This is a genomic window from Aquihabitans sp. G128 (assembly GCF_019048865.1).
GTDB lineage: Bacteria > Actinomycetota > Acidimicrobiia > Acidimicrobiales > Iamiaceae > Aquihabitans.
Genome location: NZ_CP077604.1, coordinates 1,066,610 through 1,084,708 on the forward strand (window position 1 = coordinate 1,066,610; position 18,099 = coordinate 1,084,708).

16 protein-coding genes are annotated in these 18,099 nt (G+C 73.8%); 10 read left to right on the forward strand and 6 right to left on the reverse strand.

What is annotated here, in order from left to right; genetic code table 11:
• Window positions 1-29: 29 nt before the first annotated feature.
• Window positions 30-497: a hypothetical protein gene (locus KSP35_RS04925; protein WP_216999453.1), complete on the forward strand. Its 468-nt coding sequence runs from the start codon at window positions 30-32 to the stop codon at window positions 495-497.
• Here KSP35_RS04925 and KSP35_RS04930 read toward each other — a convergent pair.
• Complete coding sequence (locus tag KSP35_RS04930) at window positions 494-1,912, reverse strand: HAD-IB family hydrolase (RefSeq protein WP_254126994.1); 1,419 nt, start codon at window positions 1,910-1,912, stop codon at window positions 494-496. The two genes, KSP35_RS04925 and KSP35_RS04930, sit on opposite strands and share 4 nt — an antisense overlap.
• 175 nt (window positions 1,913-2,087) lie before the next feature.
• On the opposite strand from KSP35_RS04930, the gene KSP35_RS04935 reads away from it, so the two are divergent.
• Window positions 2,088-3,152: a hypothetical protein gene (locus KSP35_RS04935; protein ID WP_371748957.1), complete on the forward strand. Its 1,065-nt coding sequence runs from the start codon at window positions 2,088-2,090 to the stop codon at window positions 3,150-3,152.
• A 7-nt stretch (window positions 3,153-3,159) separates the two neighbouring features.
• Here the strand turns inward: KSP35_RS04935 and KSP35_RS04940 are convergent, their stop codons facing one another.
• Window positions 3,160-3,888 (reverse strand): sulfite exporter TauE/SafE family protein, encoded by a 729-nt coding sequence (locus tag KSP35_RS04940; RefSeq protein WP_216999457.1) that lies wholly within the window; start codon window positions 3,886-3,888, stop codon window positions 3,160-3,162.
• 260 nt (window positions 3,889-4,148) lie between these two features.
• On the opposite strand from KSP35_RS04940, the gene KSP35_RS04945 reads away from it, so the two are divergent.
• The 4 genes from KSP35_RS04945 (at window position 4,149) to KSP35_RS04960 (ending at window position 8,572) form a co-directional block, all read left to right on the forward strand.
• Window positions 4,149-5,099 carry a LysR family transcriptional regulator gene (locus KSP35_RS04945; protein WP_216999458.1) on the forward strand — a complete coding sequence of 317 codons (951 nt, stop codon included), beginning with the start codon at window positions 4,149-4,151 and terminating at the stop codon, window positions 5,097-5,099.
• A gap of 148 nt (window positions 5,100-5,247) precedes the next feature.
• Complete coding sequence (locus KSP35_RS04950; RefSeq protein ID WP_371748678.1) at window positions 5,248-6,516, forward strand: citrate synthase; 1,269 nt, start codon at window positions 5,248-5,250, stop codon at window positions 6,514-6,516.
• A gap of 291 nt (window positions 6,517-6,807) precedes the next feature.
• Window positions 6,808-7,770, forward strand: a complete 963-nt coding sequence (locus KSP35_RS04955) for an RDD family protein (RefSeq protein ID WP_216999469.1) — start codon at window positions 6,808-6,810, stop codon at window positions 7,768-7,770.
• A 1-nt stretch (window position 7,771) separates the two neighbouring features.
• On the forward strand, window positions 7,772-8,572 hold the full coding sequence (locus KSP35_RS04960) for a rhomboid family intramembrane serine protease (protein WP_216999471.1): 801 nt from the start codon (window positions 7,772-7,774) through the stop codon (window positions 8,570-8,572).
• Window positions 8,573-8,578: 6 nt separating this feature from the next.
• Here KSP35_RS04960 and KSP35_RS04965 read toward each other — a convergent pair whose 3' ends face one another.
• The 3 genes from KSP35_RS04965 to KSP35_RS04975 all read right to left on the reverse strand — a co-directional run bounded on the left by KSP35_RS04965 (window position 8,579) and on the right by KSP35_RS04975 (window position 13,503).
• Window positions 8,579-9,559, reverse strand: coding sequence for an NAD(P)H-quinone oxidoreductase (locus KSP35_RS04965; RefSeq protein ID WP_216999473.1), 981 nt, complete (start codon window positions 9,557-9,559; stop codon window positions 8,579-8,581).
• Window positions 9,560-9,600: 41 nt separating this feature from the next.
• On the reverse strand, window positions 9,601-10,743 hold the full coding sequence (locus tag KSP35_RS04970) for an acyl-CoA dehydrogenase family protein (protein WP_216999475.1): 1,143 nt from the start codon (window positions 10,741-10,743) through the stop codon (window positions 9,601-9,603).
• Window positions 10,744-10,827: 84 nt separating this feature from the next.
• Window positions 10,828-13,503, reverse strand: coding sequence for a GNAT family N-acetyltransferase (locus tag KSP35_RS04975; protein WP_216999478.1), 2,676 nt, complete (start codon window positions 13,501-13,503; stop codon window positions 10,828-10,830).
• A 54-nt stretch (window positions 13,504-13,557) separates the two neighbouring features.
• Between KSP35_RS04975 and KSP35_RS04980 the strand changes: the two genes are divergently transcribed.
• From KSP35_RS04980 to KSP35_RS04995, 4 genes are all read left to right on the forward strand, one after another.
• Entirely contained in the window at window positions 13,558-14,982 is a 1,425-nt protein-coding gene (locus tag KSP35_RS04980) for an RNB domain-containing ribonuclease (protein WP_216999480.1), read from the forward strand.
• Window positions 14,983-15,060: 78 nt separating this feature from the next.
• Window positions 15,061-15,360 carry a putative quinol monooxygenase gene (locus tag KSP35_RS04985; RefSeq protein WP_216999482.1) on the forward strand — a complete coding sequence of 100 codons (300 nt, stop codon included), beginning with the start codon at window positions 15,061-15,063 and terminating at the stop codon, window positions 15,358-15,360.
• 66 nt (window positions 15,361-15,426) lie between these two features.
• Entirely contained in the window at window positions 15,427-16,326 is a 900-nt protein-coding gene (locus KSP35_RS04990; RefSeq protein ID WP_216999484.1) for an FhaA domain-containing protein, read from the forward strand.
• Entirely contained in the window at window positions 16,323-17,381 is a 1,059-nt protein-coding gene (locus tag KSP35_RS04995) for an LCP family protein (RefSeq protein ID WP_216999486.1), read from the forward strand. The genes KSP35_RS04990 and KSP35_RS04995 overlap by 4 nt, the downstream gene beginning before the upstream one ends.
• 16 nt (window positions 17,382-17,397) lie before the next feature.
• Here the strand turns inward: KSP35_RS04995 and KSP35_RS05000 are convergent, their stop codons facing one another.
• A complete protein-coding gene (locus tag KSP35_RS05000) occupies window positions 17,398-18,078 on the reverse strand; it encodes a M15 family metallopeptidase (protein WP_216999488.1) in 681 nt (226 codons plus the stop codon).
• Window positions 18,079-18,099 lie beyond the last annotated feature (21 nt).

Sequence of the window (18,099 nt, forward strand, 5' to 3'; positions counted from 1 at the left end):
CGCTCCCTGGCGGGGCTTAGGCTGACCCCGTGACCAAGTCCGGACGAATCCCCCACCTGCTCGCCGCCTGCGCCCTGGCCCTGGTCGTCGCCGGCTGCGGCGTCGACGCCAAGGACAGCAACGTCAGCAGCAACACCACGCTGCCGAAGGTCGACCTCCCCACCACCACGGTCGACAAGGGCACCGACACCACCGAGGCGCCGGACGACACCACGACCACCGCGCCCGAGGACGAGACCACCACCACCGCCGACAAGGGCAGCGACTCCACGGTGACCATCCCCTCCGGCATGGAGGAGACGTTCAAGACCCAGCTCGAGTCCGGCTTCAAGGCCGCCGGCCTCACCGACGAGCAGGCCAAGTGCCTCGCCGACTCCTACGTCAAGGAGTTCGGCACCGACGTCGGCTCGTCGAGCGACTACACCAAGATGCTCGACCTGTTCACCAGCTGCGGCGTGTCCCCCTCGGACCTCGGCGGCTTGGGCGGCGGCAACTAGTCCCGACCGGGGCGGCGGTCGACCTCGGCATCGGGGTCGCCCTTGTAGCTGGCGGGCAGCGACCGGGCCAGCTCCTCCGGGGTCGGTTCCCGCCGCTCGCGCGCCTCGGCCGGCAGCAGGTCCACCAGGGCGTCCATGATCCGAGTGGTGTCGGCGTCGGCGCTGCGGTAGCGCAGGTCGACCGGGTGGCCCACGCGGGCCCGGACCGTGGGCGGGTGGCCGATGGCGAACACGTCCGGTGTGCGGGCGTTGCGCGGCCAGACCTTCTCGGTGCCCCACAGGCCGATCGGGATGATCGGCGCCCGGGTCTCGGCGGCCAGCTTGGCGGCGCCCCAACGGCCCTTGAGCTCCGGATCGAAGAACGCCCGCCCGCGCGGGATGGTCCCCTGGGGCATGAGGGCCACCACCTCGCCGGCCCGCAGCGCCTCGGCTGCGGCGGCCAGCGGCTCGTCGGAGCCCGAGCCCCGCTCCACCCGGATGCCGCCCAGGGCGGCGGTGATCTGGCCGACCACCGGAGCGTCGAAGACCTCCTTCTTCCCCAGGAAGCGGACGGGCCGGCCCACCCGGGCCATGACCATGCCGATGGCGAGCGGGTCGAAGTACGAGCGGTGGTTGCCGACGATGATGGCCGGGCCCTCGGCGGGGATGCGCTCGACGCCCTCGATGTCGAAGCGGACCCACGGGAACAGCTCGGGGCGGGCGAGCATCTGGATGGCCCGCTGCGGCTCGAGCCCGGCGAACTTCGGGACGCCGGCGGGCACGTCGAAGAACTGGCTGGGCCACCGGCGCAGCGCCGCCACGATCCGCAGCCGGGGGTCGGGGTTGACCGCGGTCGGGAACTTCACCGCGGAGAGCAGCGGGAGGTCGTAGATGGAGTCGGAGTAGGCGTAGCTCTTGGCCACGTCGACGCCGTTGCGCTTGGCCCACTCGCGCACCGCCGCGAGCTTGCCGGGGCCCCACACGAAGAACCCGTCGACCGAGCCGTCGTAGCGACCGGCGTCCTCGCCGTACCGGGTGGCCAGCACGTCGTCGACGCCCAGGGCGTCGGCCAGGGGCTTCACCAGGTCGTACGGCGACGTGGTGGCCATGACCACCTTGCGCCCCTCGGCGTGGTGCTTGGCGATGAGCGCCTTGGCGAACCCCGGCACCTCGTCGACCAGGCGGTCGGCGGCCAGCCGCCCGGCCTCCTGGACCAGCGAGCGGTCCCAGCCCGCCGCCGCCCGGGCCATCTGGCGGGTCACCAGCATGCTGGGCAGGGTCTCGCCCACCACGTCGAAGAACTTGAACACCAGGCCCTCGCCGGGGATGGACCGGTCCGGCAGGACGCCGACCCGCTTGAGCATGGTCGAGAACATGGGCCCGCTCGCCCCGGTGAGGAGCGTCCGGTCGAGATCGAAGAAGGCGGCGTCGGTCACCGGACCGACACTACGGGGACCGCCGGAGCGAGGCTGGCCGAGCCGTGCCCGGGTCCGGTCCCGCACTTTTTGACGGGTCGTCAGATCCGGGGCACGCTGCCGATCCGACCCACCCCCGGAGGCTGCCGTGCCGCACCCGCTCGATGAGTTCCCGATCCACCAAGCTCCCCTCTCCATGGCCGAGGTGGTCACGTCCGACCGCAACGCGTACGACCGCTACTACTTCAACGCCCACGGCCGCACCGGTGACCCCTTCGCCCTGTTCGGCATCGGCTACTACCCGAACCTCGGCGTGGTCGACGGGTACGTCACGGTCCGCACCGGCGACCGGCAGCTCACCGTCCGGGCCTCCGACGCCCTGGACCTCCAGGACCGCCTCAACCCCGAGGTCGGCCCGTTCAAGATCGAGGTGATCGAACCGCTCCAGGAGCTGCGGTTCACCTGCACGGCCGACGACCACGGCGTGGGCTTCGACCTGCACTGGCGGGGCTCGTTCCCCGCCGTCGACGAGGTGCCGCACCTCTGGAAGACCAACGGCACCGTGGTGCTCGACGCCCAGCGCTTCGCCCAGGTGGGCACGTGGGAGGGCGAGCTGCGGGTCGACGGCACCACCCACGCCGTCACGCCCGGCACCTGGCTCGGCACGCGAGACCGCTCGTGGGGCATCCGCCCCGTGGGCGAGCCCGCCGGCCCCGGCCGCGCCGCCGCCGAGCCCATCGAGGGCTTCTGGTGGAACTACGTCCCGCTGCGCTTCGACGAGTTCGCCCTCGTGGTCATCGTGCAGGAGGACCCCGACGGGCACCGCGTGCTCAACGACGCCGTGCGCATCTGGCCGGCCGAGTCGGGCAAGCGCCCGGAGCAGCTGGGCTGGCCCCGCATCGACGTGCACTACACCTCCGGCACCCGCATCCCCGAGGGCGCGACCATCCACCTCACCGAGCCCGACGGCACGCCGCTCACCCTCGAGATCGAGTGCAAGGGCTACGTCGCGCTCAACGCCGGGACCGGCTACGGCGGCGACTCGTGGACCCACGGCGGCTGGAAGGGCCGCGACTGGATCGAGGGGGTCGACATCGACCTCACCGACCCGGGCGTGGCCGCCATGGTCCCGTTCGGCCTGCTCGACCACGTGGCCCGCGCCACGATCGACGGCAAGGAGGGCTGGGGCCTCTTCGAGCTCGGCACCTTCGGCCGCCACGACCCCTCGGGCTTCGCCGACTACGGCTCCGTGGCGCCGTAGGGCACCGCTACGCGAAGACCGCGACCAGGGTGACCACGGCGGTCACGGCCAGCAGGCCCAGCACCACGCGGGCGAACTGGTCGCGGTCGATGCGGTAGGCGAGGCGGTGGCCCACGCGGTCGCCCACCAGCAGGACCGGGATCGACGCCGCCGCAGACCACCACCCGGTGGCCGTGGTGGCGCCCGACACCAAGATCAGGGGGATGGCCGCCAGGTCGCAGGTCGCGAAGAAGGCGGTGGTGGTGGCGCGGAAGCGGTGCTGCTCGGTGCCGGTCGCCTGCAGCAGCACGATGACCGGGGGTCCCCCGGTGCCCAGGCTCCCGTTGAGCAGGCCCGACAGCACGCCCGCCGCCACCTGCGTGCGGGGGGCGGTCGATGCCCGCCGGTAGCCCCCGGCCAGCACCGCCACCATCGTCAGGACGACCACCGCGAGGGCCACGCGCAGCGGGTCGTCGGGGAGCAGGCGCAGCCCGACGACACCGATCGGCAGCCCGAGGGCGGCGCCGAGCAGGAGGCGGCGCAGCTCGGGACGGTGGACCTGGGCCCGCAGCCCGTGGGCCATCTTCCCGCTCGACACCAGGCCGGCGAGCATGGCCACCGCCACCGCGTCCTTGGGCCCGACGACGAGCGACGCCAGGGGCACGCAGAGCAGCGCGAAGCCGAAGCCGGAGACCTGCTGGACCACCGTCGCCAGGAAGACCGCGCCGCACACCCCGGTCACCACCGCCCACGTCACCCCCGCACGCTACGGGCGCCGCGCCCCGGGGACCGCACGGGATCGCCGCCGTCTGCGCCGGCGGCGGGGGCGAAAATGGAGAAGGACCGGCCAGGGGAGGCCGGTCCTTCATCGGTCTGATCGGCAGGGGAACCGATCGACCCGTCGCTCGAGGCCCGGAGGGGGACCGGTCGCCTCGGCGGTCTTGATTGGCTCCACCCTCTCCCGATCGGTGCGATCTGTCCAACAGTTGTTGCCGATACCTGCCATCATGTCGGGCGATGGACCTCCGCCAGCTCGCCGCCCTCACCGCCGTCGCCGACCACCACAGCTTCTCGGCGGCCGCCCGGGCGCTGCACACCGTGCAGTCGAACGTGTCCACCCACGTCGCCCGCCTCGAGCGCGAGGTGGGCGCCACCCTGGTGCACCGGGCCAGCGGCCAGCTCACCGAGGCCGGGGAGATCGTGGTGAGCCGGGCCCGCCGGATCCAGGCCGAGCTCGACGCCCTCGTGGCCGACGTCGCCTCCTCGCTGGGCGAGATCTCCGGCCAGGTCCGGCTGGGCATCATCGGCACCACCGGCCGGTGGCTCCTGCCGCCGCTGCTCGCCGCCATGGCCGAGGCCCACCCCAAGGTCAGCCTGGTCACCATCGACGCCACCACCACGTCGCTCATCCCGCAGCTGGCCACCGGGCGCCTCGACCTCGCCATCGTGAACCTCCCGGTCACCGACCCCGACGTCGCCGTCGACGAGCTCTTCGAGGAGGAGCACGTGGTGCTCGTGCCCGGCCAGCACCCGCTCGCGGCCCACGACCGCCTCTCGCTCGCCGACCTCGCCGGCACCCCCCTCCTGCTGGAGCCCCCGGGCACCGGCTTCCGAGACGACCTCGACGACGACGCCGCTCGCGTCGGCGTCACCCTGCAGCCCCAGGCCGAGGTCGACGGCATGCGCCTGCTGGCCTCGCTCGCCTACCAGGGCTACGGCGCCGCCATCCTCCCCGCCAGCGCCATCGTCGAGTGGACCGACGGGACCTGGAAGACCATCCCGCTCGACGGCACGTCACACCGGGCCGTGGGGCTGGCCACGCCGCGCCGCGGCCGCCTCTCGGCCCCCGCCCGGGCCACCGTCGACCTCGTGCACCGCCTCGTGGCCACCCAGGTGCCGAGCCGCCAGGGCCTGCACGTCACCACCGCCGCGGCCGCCGACGATGGCGCGGGCGTGTCGCGCACGTGAACCCTCACCTGCATCGACGGCCCTTCTCGGCCGGTCGGTGCGGGGGTGCCGGCCGGACCGGTACCATCCGAGGCGTGCGAGGTGCCGGCGATCTCCGGTGACGACACGGACACCGCGCGCTGACGACGACGAGGAAAGAGCAGCAGACGTGTCCGAGAGCGTGACGATCACTGACAACCGCAGCGGGGACTCGGTCGAGATCCCCATCGTCGACGGCGGCGTCGACGCAGGAGCTTGGAAGAAGCTCCTGGGCAACATCTGGTTCGCGGACGTCGGCTTCACGCAGACCGCCGCCACCCAGTCCGCCATCACCGAGCTCGACGGCGAGGCCGGCATCCTCCGCTACCGGGGCTACCCGATCGAGCAGCTGGCCGAGAAGTCGACCTACCTCGAGGTGGCGTACCTCCTGATCTACGGCGAGCTCCCCACCACCGAGCAGTACGAGGCGTGGAAGCACGAGATCACGTACCACACGTTCATCCACGAGAACGTGCGCAAGCGCTTCATGGAGGGCTTCCACCACGACGCCCACCCCATGGGCATGCTCGTCTCGGCCGTGGCCGCGCTGAGCACCTTCTACCCGGAGAGCAAGAACATCGCCGACGAGGAGGTGCGCAACAAGCAGATCGTGCGCCTCATCGCCAAGATGCCCACCCTCGCCGCCGGCGCCCACCGCTTCAGCGTCGGCATGCCGTTCGTGTACCCGGACAACCGCCTGAGCTTCGCCGAGAACTTCCTGTCGATGATGTGGAAGATCGCCGAGCCGCACTACGAGGCCGACCCGGTCCTCGCCAAGGCGCTCGACGTGCTGTTCATCCTCCACGCCGACCACGAGCAGAACTGCGGCACCACCGCCATGCGGGTGGCCGGCTCCAGCCACACCGACCCGTACTCCGCCACGGCCGCAGCTGCGGCCGCCCTCTACGGCCCCCGCCACGGCGGCGCCAACGAGGCGGTCATCAAGATGCTCAACGAGATCGGCTCGGTCGAGAACGTGCCGGCCTACGTCACCGCCGTCAAGGAGGGCAAGGGCCGCCTCCAGGGCTTCGGCCACCGGGTCTACAAGAACTTCGACCCCCGGGCCACGATCATCAAGAAGATCGCCTACGACGTCTTCGAGGTCACCGGCAAGAACCCGCTGCTCGACATCGCCCTGAAGCTCGAAGAGGTCGCCCTGGCCGACGACTACTTCATCAGCCGCAAGCTGTACCCGAACGTCGACTTCTACTCGGGCCTGATCTACCAGGCCATGGGCTTCCCGATCGAGATGTTCACCGTCCTCTTCGCCATCCCCCGCACCGCGGGCTGGCTGGCCCACTGGCAGGAGCTCCTCCAGCAGGACCAGAAGATCGCCCGGCCGCGCCAGCTCTACACCGGTGCCGCCGAGCGCGACTACGTGGGCATCGAAGGCCGCTGAGCCAGGTCCCCCCCGCCGCCCCCTCCCCCGCCCGGCCCCCAGCCGGAGCCGGGTTGGGGCCCGGGCCCGGAGCGGCCGTCCCGCGCCCCGGACCCCTGGGCGTGGGGGCAGCCCGCCGCTCCCCCGCCACCGTCGCCGCCCACCTGGGGCCCAGCACCCGGGCCCCCGGCGCCGTGGGCGCAGCCGACCTGGGGCCCACCGAGCTGGGGCCAACCGAGCTGGGGCGCGCCGGCGTGGGGCGCTCCCGCCTGGGGCCAGGGCGGCGCCTGGTCGGCCCGGCCGGCGGGCCCGGTGGCCGACCGGGGCCCGCGGCTCGGCGCGCGGGTCCTCGACTCCATCGCCGCGCTCGTCCTGGTGATCGCCGCCCTGGTGGTGCTGGGTGACGGCGAGCGGCCCTACGCCGGCCTCGCCATCGCGTGGTTCGTCGTCTGGGCCTACGACGCGCTGACCACCGCGTGCCTCGGCGCCACGCCCGGCAAGCTCCTCGTGGGCCTGAAGGTCGTGGCCCTCGACCAGACCGGTCGGGTGCCGCCCGCCACGGCCGCCAAGCGGGGCGCCGTCGACGCCGCCTTCACCGTGCTGCCGGTCATCGGCTGGGGCATCTGGTTGAGCTCCACCCTCACCGGCGCGCTCGGCCGCGGCGTCGCCGATCGGGCGGCGGTGACCATGGTCGTGCCCAAGGCCACCGCCCTGCCCATCGCGTCAGCCGACCTGGCCGGCTACGCCGACGGTGCCCGGGCGCCGCGCCGCTCCCGGTTCGGGCGCGTCGGCGACCTCGACGTGCGGGCCCGCGCCCGGCTCCGGCGGTTGGTCGACGCCCCGCTCCTCGCCGCCGCCATCGGGCTGCTCGCCCTCGCGGTGAGCCTCCCGTTCTCCACCGCGCTGCTGATCGTGGGCAGCTCGGTCGCCTGGGTCGTGCTGTTCGTGCTCGACGAGACCCGTCGGGTCCACCGCACCGGCACCACCGCCGGGCACCGGCTGGCCGGCCTGGTGATCCGCGACGGCCGCACCGGGCAGCCCCCGAGCACCGGCCGCTCCTTCGCTCGCGCCCTCGTGCTGGGCCTCACCCTCTACGTCCCGCCGCTGTGGCTGATCCTCGGCCTGCCATCGGTGCTGATGATCCGGTTCGGCGAGACGGGCCGGGGCCTCCACGACCTCGCCGGCGGCACCTGGGTGGTGGCCGACCCCACGCTCGACCCGGAGCTGCAGCGGCAACGGTCGATGCGGATGCGACTCGGCCAGGCGGCCACCTGACGTGGCCCTCCCCCTCCGCGACGACCTCCCCACCCGCCGGTTCCCGTGGGTCACCCTGGCCCTGATCACCATCAACGTGGTGGTCTTCCTGTTCGTCCAGCCGTCGGCGTTCCAGAACCCGCCCCACGGCGACACCACCTCGTTCCGCGAGCTCGAGCGCCAGCGTGACGCCAACTCGTTCATCTTCACGTGGGGGGCCGTGCCGTGCGAGCTCCTCTCGGGCGAGCGGCTGGCCGACGGGCCGAGCGGCTGCCGCACCACGCCGCCCGTGTCGCTGCCCACCGACAAGTCCGTCTACGCCACCCTCCTGACCTGCATGTTCCTGCACGGCGGGGTGGAGCACATCGCCGGCAACATGCTCTTCCTCTGGGTGTTCGGCAACAACGTCGAGGACCGGTTGGGCTGGGCGCGGTACCTCGCGCTCTACCTGGTGGGCGGGGTGGTCGCCACGCTCGGGTTCGCGGCGTTCAACCAGCACACGTCCGAGCCGCTGGTGGGCGCATCGGGGGCCATCGCCGCCGTCATGGGCGCCTACCTCGTCTTCCACCCGAAGGGGCGCATCCTCACGGTGATCGCCACCGCCGCGTTCCAGGTGGTCTACGTCCCGGCCATCGTGGTGCTGGCCCTCTTCTTCGTGACCCAGTTCGCCACGCCCGACAACGAGGTCGCGTGGGAGGCGCACGTCGCCGGCATGGTCTTCGGCGTGGTCGCCGCCTTCGCGCTCGGCCTGCTGCCCTCGGTCCGCCGCCAGGCGGCGCTCGACCGGGCCGACGTGGCCCTGCGCGCCGGCGCCGACTTCTGAGCGGCGCTAGAGGTCGATGAGGACCTTGCCGATGCTGGCGTTGGTCTCGAGGTGGGCGTGGGCGGCGGCGATCTCGGCCAGCGGGTAGCGGCGATCGATCACCGGCCGGATCCGGCCCGCCTCGATGGCGGGGACGACCTCGGCGCCGAAGCGCTGGGTGGCGGCCACCTTCTCCTCGAGGCGCCGCGCCCGCAGCACGGTGCCCAGCAGGTGCGCCCGCTTCGGCAGCAGGGACCCCAGGTCGATGGTGGTCTTGCCGCCGCCCATCACCCCGACCTGCACGATGGTGCCGCCAACCCGCAGGGCGGCGATGTTGCGGGGCAGGTAGTCGCCGCCGATCACGTCGAGCACCGTGTCGACCCCTCGGCCACCGGTGGCGTCGGCCACCGCATCGACGAAGTCGGCCGACCCGTAGTCGACCACCACGTCGGCGCCCAGCGCTCGCACGGCGTCGACCTTGCCGGCCGAGGTGGTGGTCACCACGCAGGCGCCCATGGCCTTGACGATCTGGACCGCCATCGACCCGACCCCGGACGCACCGGCGTGCACGAGCGCCCACCCGCCGGGGGCCAGGCCACCCTGGACGACCAGCGCGTCGTGGGCGGTGATGCCCACCTCGGGCAGCGCCGCGGCATCGGCCACGCGGACGCCGTCGGGCACGCGCAGCAGCTGCCGCTCGTTCACGGCGATGCGCTCGGCGTAGGCGCCGCCGCTGACGATGGCCATCACCTCGTCGCCCACCGACCAGTCGGCCACCCGGCTGCCCACCGACGCCACCCGACCCGACAGCTCCATGCCCGGGATCTCGTGCTCGCGCTTCGGGCCGGGCTCGGGGTAGTAGCCGCGGCGCTGCAGCAGGTCGGCCCGGTTGAGGGCGGTGGCGACGATCTCGACCACCACGTCCTCCGGGCCGGCCTCGGGCTCCGGGACCTCGGCGATGGTGAGCACGTCCGGTTCCCCGTAGCTCGTGAGCACGACAGCACGCATGCCGGCGACCCTACCCACGCCCCACCGGGCAGCCCCCCGGCTCAGGCCCGGGGCAGGCCGAGGGCGCGGTCGCCGAGGATGGTGCGCAGGATCTGGGTGGTCCCGCCCATGAGCGTGTACGCCGGGGCGTAGGCCAGCCCGCGCGCCACCCGCTCGTGGAGGCCCGCCGCCTCCGAGCCGCCGGGCTCCAACGCCTGGGCGGCGGGGCCGAGGACCCGCCCGCAGAAGGCCGCCACCCGCTGCTCGTGCTCGGTGCAGAACGTCTTGGTGGCCGCCGAGAACGCCTTCGGCGCCTGGCCCAGCACCTCGCGCAGCACGAGGAGCCGGCCGAGGCGGTACGCCGACTCGAGCGCTGCCACCTCCTGGCGGACCCGGGCGTCGGCGGTGTCGGCGAGCGGCAGGCAGTCGAGGTAGAGGCGCCGGTTGCTCACCAGCCGGTCGATGCCGCCGCGCTCGTGCTCCATCTGGCGCATGACCTGGCGGAAGCTGTCGTTGGGCCGGCCGACGAGGTGGTCGCCGGGCACGGCGACGTCGTCGAAGAGCACCTCGCAGAAGTGGTCGTCGCCGGTCTGGTCGACGATGGGCCGGACCTCGATGCCCGGTGACCGCATGTCGACCACGAACTCCGACAGGCCGGCGTGGGGCGGCGCGTCGGGATCGGTGCGGGCGACCAGGTAGCACCAGTCGGCGTGGGCGGCCCCGCTGGTCCAGACCTTGGCGCCGGACACCCGCCAGTCGCCGGGCGAAGCGGCGTCGGGCGTGGCCCGCGTGCGCAGCGACGACACGTCGGAGCCGGCGTCGGGCTCGCTCATGCCGATGCACCACATGGACGTGCCGGCGAGGATGCCCGGCAGCCAGCGCGCCTGCTGCTCGGGCGTGGCGAACTGGAGCAGCGTGGGGCCGATCTGGCGGTCGGCGAAGTAGGCCGTCGCGAGCGGCGCACCCTCGGAGATGAGCGCCTCGAAGACCACGAACCGCTCGAGCATCGAGCGACCGCCGCCACCCACCGAGGTCGGCCAGGTCATGCCCAGCCAGGACCGCTCGGCCAGCTCGAGGGCGAAGTCGGGATCGTGGCCGATGAGCCACCCGTCCTCCCGATGGCGTCGGCGGGCCGCGGCGACCCGCCCCACCGCGGTGGCCTCGGCCGCCAGGGCCTGCAGGTCGCTGCTCAGCTCGAAGTCCACGTGCGGCGATCTCCTCGGACGCCCACGAGGGTCGGGCGGCCAGCGCCGAACACTGCCACATGTGCCTTGCGGGCACGGCCGCGCTCAGAGGCGGCGGACCGGGGGGCGGGTGTCGGGGGTGAAGGGCTGGAGGCCGATGCGGACGTCGGTGATGGCGGCGGAGCCGGCGACGACGAGGACCGGGTTGAGGCGCACGTTGGCGATCTCGGGGACGGCGTCGGCGAGGCCGGCGAGGCGGACCAGCAGGTCGGCCAGCGCGGCGCGGGCCCGCGGGCCCTGCTCGTCGAGCAGCGGGCCGACGACGGAGGCATCGATGAGGCGCTCGGCGTCGGCGTCGGTGAGCGGCAGGATGCGCATGACCTCGTCGGCCACCCGCTCGGCGGTGGAACCGCCGGGCCCCAGGGTGAGCACGTCGCCCAGCACGGGGTGGCGGAACAGGCCCACCCGGCACTCGGCGCCCTCGGGCACCATGGCCTGCACCACCGCCGGGTGCATGGCGTCGCCCAGCACGGCGCTCATGCGGCGGTAGGCGTCGCGCACCTCGTCGTCGCCGTGGACGTCGAGCGAGACGCCGCCGGCCTCGGTCTTCGAGAGCCGCTCCAAGCCGGAGGCCTTGAGGGCGATCGGGTAGCCGAGCCGCCGAGCGGCACCGACGGCCTCGTCCTCGTCGTCGGCGAGGGCCTGCGCCACCGGCTGCAGCCCGACGGTGGCCAGCAGGGTCGCCGCCTCCAGCGGGTCGAGCCAGCGGCGGGTCGTCGGGGGCTCGAGCGGCCCGTCGACACCGACGGCCGGGGGCGCCGGCGGGGCGGCGTCGTCGAGCCAGCCGGCCACCAGCTCGCAGGCCAGCTCGAGGCCGTCGGGGTCCAGCACCGGCAGGGTGCCCAGGGGCTGGGCCCGCCAGGCGGCGTAGGACGCGACCCGTCCGAGCGCGAGGGCCGCTTCCTCGGGGAACGGGAACTGCGGCACCCGCGTGTGGTCGCCGGTGAGCGTGCTCGGGCCGTGCTGGCCCAGGAGGCAGGCGACGGTGGTCACCGCACCGGGCCGGGCCGCGGCCTCGCGGATGGCGGTGCCGACCTTCTTGTAGTGCGTGGTCACCGCCGGGGCGTAGATCACCAGCACCGCGTCGACGTCGGGGTCGGCGTAGACGGTGGCGAGGGCCTCGGTGAACTGCTCGGGCACCGCCTCGTTGGACAGGTCCACCGGCTCGGCCGGCACCAGGCCGCTGGCCTTGAGGGCGTCGACCGCCAGCCAGGCCGGCCCCCAGGAGTTGGTGACCACCGCGACCCGGTTGCCGGCCGGCAGGGGCTGGTTGGCCAGCACGCCGGCGGTGTGGAACATCTGGGTGAGGTTGTCGACCCGGATCACGCCGGTCTGCTCGAGCAGGGCCGCCGCGGTGGCGTCCGGCGGCCAGCCCTCCGGCTCCACCCACCGGTCCCCCGCCGCTCCGCCGACCTTCACGGCCACCACCGGCTTGCGCTGGGACAGGGCGCGAGCGGTGCGGGAGAACTTCGACGGGTTGCCGAAGGACTCCAGGTAGAGCATGGCGACGTCGGTCTCGGGGTCGTCCTGCCAGTACCGGAGGAGGTCGTTGCCGGAGACGTCGGCCTTGTTGCCGACGGCGACGAACGACGAGATGCCGAGGCCGACGTGGCGGGCCCCGTCGATGATGGCGGCGCCGATCACCCCGGACTGGGCCATCAGCCCGATCCGCCCCGGGATGGGCTCGACGCCCACGAACGTGGCGTGCATGCGCACGGCCGGGTCGGTGTTGATCACGCCGAGGGCGTTGGGCCCGATGAGGCGCATGCCGTGGCGGCGGGCGTAGGACACGAGCCGGGCCTCGGCCAGCTCGCCGGCGGCGTCGGCGTCGGCGAAGCCGGAGGACAGCACGATGAGGCCCTGGACCCGCTTGACCGCGCACTCCTCGACCACCCGCAGCACCTGCTCGGCCGGCACGCAGATCACCGCGAGGTCGAGCTCGCCGGGGACGTCGAGCACCGAGCGCCAGGCCCGCACGCTCGCCACGAAGGTGGCCTCCTGGTTCACCGGGTACACCGGCCCGTTGAACCCCCGGTTCACCAGCTGGTGGAAGACCTGGTGGCCCAGCGTGCCGGGCTCTCGGGAGGCGCCCACCACCGCGATCGACGTGGGCTTCAGGATGCGCTCCACCGAGCGGGCCTCGGCGGTGGCGGCGCGCACCTCGATGGCGGCGAGGGCGGCGGGCGTGGGCTCGATGCCCAGCTCCACCTCGATCACGCCCTCCTCGAAGTGGCTGCGGGCGGTGAAGCCGGCCTGGGTGAAGACCCCGAGCATCTTGCGGTTCTGGGGCAGCACGGAGGCGGTGAAGCCCGAGATGCCCACCTCGCGGGCCGCGGCGGCGAGGTACTCGAGCAGGACGGTGGCCATGCCGCGGCCGTGGTGGTCGTCGTCGATGAAGAACGCGACCTCGGCGTCGGACCGGGCCCGGTGCCGGTCGTAGCGGGCCACGCCCACCAGGTCGTCGCCGATCAAGCCCACGAAGGCCATGCGGTCGACGTAGTCGACGTGGGTGAAGCGCTCGACGTCGCGCTCGGACAGGCGCGGCCGGGGCGAGAAGAAGCGGAAGTAGATGCTCTCGGGCGACTGGCGCTCGTGGAAGGCCAGGATGCGCTCGGCGTCGTCGGGCCGGATGGGCCGCACCGCCATGGTCCCGCCGTCGGACAGCACGACGTCGGCCTCCCACCGCTCCGGGTAGTCCGGCTCCTCGGGCGACTCGGGCATGGCGGTCACGCTACCGACCCGGTCCCGACCGTGGGACCGGGTAGAACGTCCGGCGTGGTCCTCCGACGCTTCCGCGCCCCTTCCATCCCCAGCCTCGACTTCGGCGCGATCCGCGCCGAGCTCGGCGTGCCGGGCCCGTTCCCGGCCGAGGTCGAGGCCGCCGCGGAGGCCGCGGCGGCCGAGCCGCACCTGCCCGACCACGACGCCACCGACCTCGAGCTGGTCACCATCGACCCCGCCGGATCGATGGACCTGGACCAGGCGGTGGCCATCGCGCCGGCCGACGGGGGCGGGTGGCGGGTCTCCTACGCCATCGCCGACGTGGCCTCCTGGGTGGCCCCCGGCGGCCCGGTCGACGTCGAGGCCCGGGCCCGCACGCAGACCTTCTACCTGCCCGACGGGCGCACCCCGCTGCACCCGCCGGCCCTGGGGGAGGCTGCCGCGTCCCTGCTCCCGGACGGTCCCCGGCCGGCGGTGCTCTGGACCATCGACGTCGCCGCCGACGGCACCACCCGCGCCATCGACGTCCGGCGCGCCGTGGTGCGGAGCCGCGCCCAGCTCACCTACGCCGGCGTGCAGGAGGCGCTCGATGCCGGGACCGCGCCCGAGGCGATCCGGGCGTTCCCCGACCTCGGCCGCGCCCTGCTCGCCGACGCCCGCGCCCGCAACGCCATCGAGCTGGGGCTGCCCGAGCAGGAGGTGGTGGCCACGCCGGACGGCCACTGGACCGTCGAGCTCCGGGGCGACCTCGCCATCGAGCAGTGGAACGCCCAGGTCTCGCTGCTGACCGGGCGCGCCGCCGCGTCGCTCATGCTCGGCGCCGGCATCGGCATCGGCATCCTGCGCACCCTGCCCACGCCGGACCCCGAGAGCTTCCCTCGGCTCCAGCGGGCCGCCCGCAGCCTCGGCATCGACTGGCCCGACGGCGCCCACCCGGGTGCGGTCCTCGCCGCCCTCGACACCAGCCGGCCCAAGCACGCGGCCTTCGCCGACCTGGCAGCCGAGCTGCTCCGCGGCGCGGCCTACACGGCGTTCGACGGTCCGCCACCCGCGGATCCCGGCCACGCCGGCGTCGGCGCCCCGTACGCCCACGTGACCGCACCGCTGCGCCGCCTCGTCGACCGCTTCGGCACGGAGGTGTGCCTGGCCGTCGCCGCCGGCACCGAGGTCCCGGCGTGGGCCAAGGACGCCCTGCCCCAGCTGCCCGAGTTGATGGCCGCGGGCGACAGCCGCTCGCACAAGGTCGACCGCGCGGTGGTCGACGCCACCGAGGCGTTCGTGCTGGCCGACCGGGTGGGCGACACCTTCCCGGCATCCGTGGTGGAGTCCGGCAAGGACTACGGCACGGTCGCCATCGAGGACCCCGCCATCCGGGCCCGGTGCGACGCGAAGCGCCTGCCGCTGGGCGAGGAGATCACCGTGCGCTGCACGACGGCCGACGTCGCCGCCCGCACGGTGCGGTTCGAGCGCATCGCCTGATCGCCGGGACGGGGTGCCCTCACCCGATGGTGGGCACCGCCTAGCCTCGGCGGGTCCACCCCTTGGAGGTACGAGCGCATGATCGTCGTCGCAGGCCACCTGGCCGTCAACCCGGAGCACCGTGACGCCGCCCTCGCGGCCATCGCCACCGGCGTCGCCGCCACCCGGGCCGAGCCCGGTTGCGTCGACTACCGCTTCTCGCCGGACCTCGAGGACGAGAACCGCTTCAACCTCATCGAGCAGTGGGAGAGCGAGGAGGCCATGAACGAGCACCTCGCCACCCCGCACCTGGCCGAGTTCATGACCGCGATCGTCCCGTGCCTGCTCGGCGCCGAGATCATCCGGCACGACGTCTCGTCCTCCGCACCGCTCTTCTAGCCCCGAGCACCCCGAGCCCAAGCTGCCCACCCCAACCCGCCTCCCCCTCGCCGCCAGGCGGCCGCCGTGCTGGTGAACGTCGTCGTCCTGGTGCTGTTCGCCGTCGTCGGCTTCGTCGGCTCGCGCGCCGTGCGCCGCCCGCAGCAGGCGGCCCAGGCGGCGTCGGTCGCCCGCGCCGTCGGCGGCACGCTCGGTGCCCGCAAGGGCCTGAGCGCCCCCGAGCTCCAGCGCGCCTGCTTCTCGGAGATGGTGCGCCACGTGCGGGTCACCCGCCAGGGTCGCACCCACGCGCCGTCGAGCTACGTGCTGCGCCTGCACCCGGACGACCTCGCCATCGTCGACGAGGGCCGGCGGTGGTTCACCCAGGGCCTGGTCGGCGCGCTGCGCCAGGCCGCCGCCGACAACGGGTGGGTCGTCGACGGCGCCACCGAGATCGCCTACGAGCCCGACCCGTCGCGCCGGCCCGGCGTGCCCGCCGCCCTGGCCGTCGCCCCCGAGGAGCCGGCCGGCGCCGCGCCCTCGGGTCCGCCTCCCGCGCCCACCGCGGTGGCCGGCGGTCCCGTCGCCGCCTCCGGGCGGGGGCTGGCCCTGGTGCGCAGCGACACCGGCGAGCGGATCTCCCTCGGCGCCGAGGTGGTCACCATCGGCCGGTCCCGCGACCGGGCGGTGATGGTCGACGACAGCCGGGTGAGCCGAGCCCACGCCCACATCGAGCCCCGCAAGGGCGGCTGGGCCCTCATCGACGACGGGTCCGCGAACGGCACCCGGGTGAACGGCCAGGACCTCCCCAAGAGCCGGCCGTGCACGCTGCGCGTCGGCGACGTCCTGGCGTTCGGACCGGTGGAGCTCAAGGTCGTGCCCGGTGGCGCGCCCACCGGCGCAGCCGGCACGCGCGCCCTCGACGACAGCGACCGCAACCGCATCTCCGGCGAGGTCCTGCCCCCGAAGCGCGACGGCGGCCGATGACGCTCGCCCTCTTCGCCCTCGTGGGGCTCCTGCTCGGCGTCGGTGCCGAGCGGCTGATCGGTCCCGGCCGCGACGCCCAGGACGCCGCCCTCGGCGGTGCACCCGCTCCGCCGCGCCGGCGTCGGCGGTCCAAGCGGCGGATCCTCGGCTTCGGCTCGCTGGTCGTGGTGGTGCTGCTGCTCGCCGGGACCATCGGGGGCTACCTCTGGGCCAAGTCGGTGTTCGACAAGATCGAGAAGGTCGACGTCTCGGCGCAGCTCGGCCACGGCAGCAACGGCACCAACTACCTGCTCGTCGGCTCCGACAACGGGCGCACCGCCGACGACCAGCGCGCCGGCGTGAGCGGCGCCCGGTCCGACACGATCATGGTCCTCAACATCAAGGACGGGAAGGCGAAGATGCTCTCGCTGAACCGGGACCTGTGGGTCGACAACCCCCGGACCGGCCAGAAGGGCCGCATCAACGCCACCTACCAGGACGCCGACGGCCAGGCCGATCCCGGCAACCTCATCACCGCCGTCACGCAGAACTTCGGGATCCCGGTCGACCACTACATCGAGATCGACTTCGTGTCCTTCGGCGGCCTCGTCGACTCCTTCGGCGGCATCGACGTCAACTTCCCGAACCCGGCCTTCGACCTGGCGTCGGGCCTCAACCAGCCCGAGGCCGGCCTCAAGCACCTCGACGGCGCCCAGGCCCTGGCCTACGTGCGCTCACGCCACTACACCGAGGTCATCGACGGCAAGAACGTCCAGGACCCCACCAGCGACCTCGGCCGGGTGCAGCGCCAGCAGGTGTTCCTGCGGGAGATCATGAGCAAGGCGGGCAAGAAGCGGAACCCGTTCACGCTGCTGTCGGCCGCCTCGAAGATGTCGAACGGGCTCCGCATCGACGACGACATGTCGATGCTCGACGCCGCCCGCTTCGCCTGGAGCATGGGCAAGCTCAACCCCGAGACGGTGGTGCTGCCCACCACGCCGCGCACCACCAGCGGCGGCGCCGCCATCCTCGACGTCGGCGACGGTGCCGACGCGGTGCTGGCCCAGTTCCGCTGACCAGCCCCCGCCGCGGTCAGTGCCCCGATGCGGAGAAGTGCTGGTGGTCCTTGGTCGACGACCACGAGCCGCCCCAGCCCCAGCCGATCGCGGCGAAGGCCTTGGTGGTGGCGTCGCCGGCGTGGACCATGCCGGGAGCACGGACCGAACGGTCCTTCCAGGGCCGGCCCGACGGCGGCAGCACGGTCCCGCCGGGCGTGACGTACGGGTTCTGCACCGGGTTCAGGTCGATGGCCGTGCCGTAGGCGTGCTCGGACCAGCCGCTGCCGCCGGTGACCTTGCGGCAGTTGAACGCCGAGGTGTTGTTGGCCGCCATGCTGTCGTCGTCGCTGCTGCCGTAGGCGGTGACGGGGTGGATCCGGCGGATCGGGAAGCGCTCGGCGTAGAGCCGGCCGAACACCTTCGCCACGTCGGCCGCCTCGGCCCGGGCCACGACCAGGTCGCCCGTGTGGCGCTCGCCGTCGTAGCCCCAGTAGGCCACCCACACCCGGCGCAGGCCCGACGGGCCCACGGGGCAGCCCGCCCGCCAGCTCGACCCGAGGTCCTCCGCGGTGACGGTGGCGATGCTCGACGTGTACGCCGGCACCGTGGCTCCCTTCGGGGGCGGGGTGCCGGTGGTGGGGTCGAGGCAGGCGGCGAGGAGCACCGAGAGGGCCGCGGCCACCACCAGGGGTTGCCGCAGGGGTCCACGTCGCATCGGGCCAGGGTAGGGCCGCAC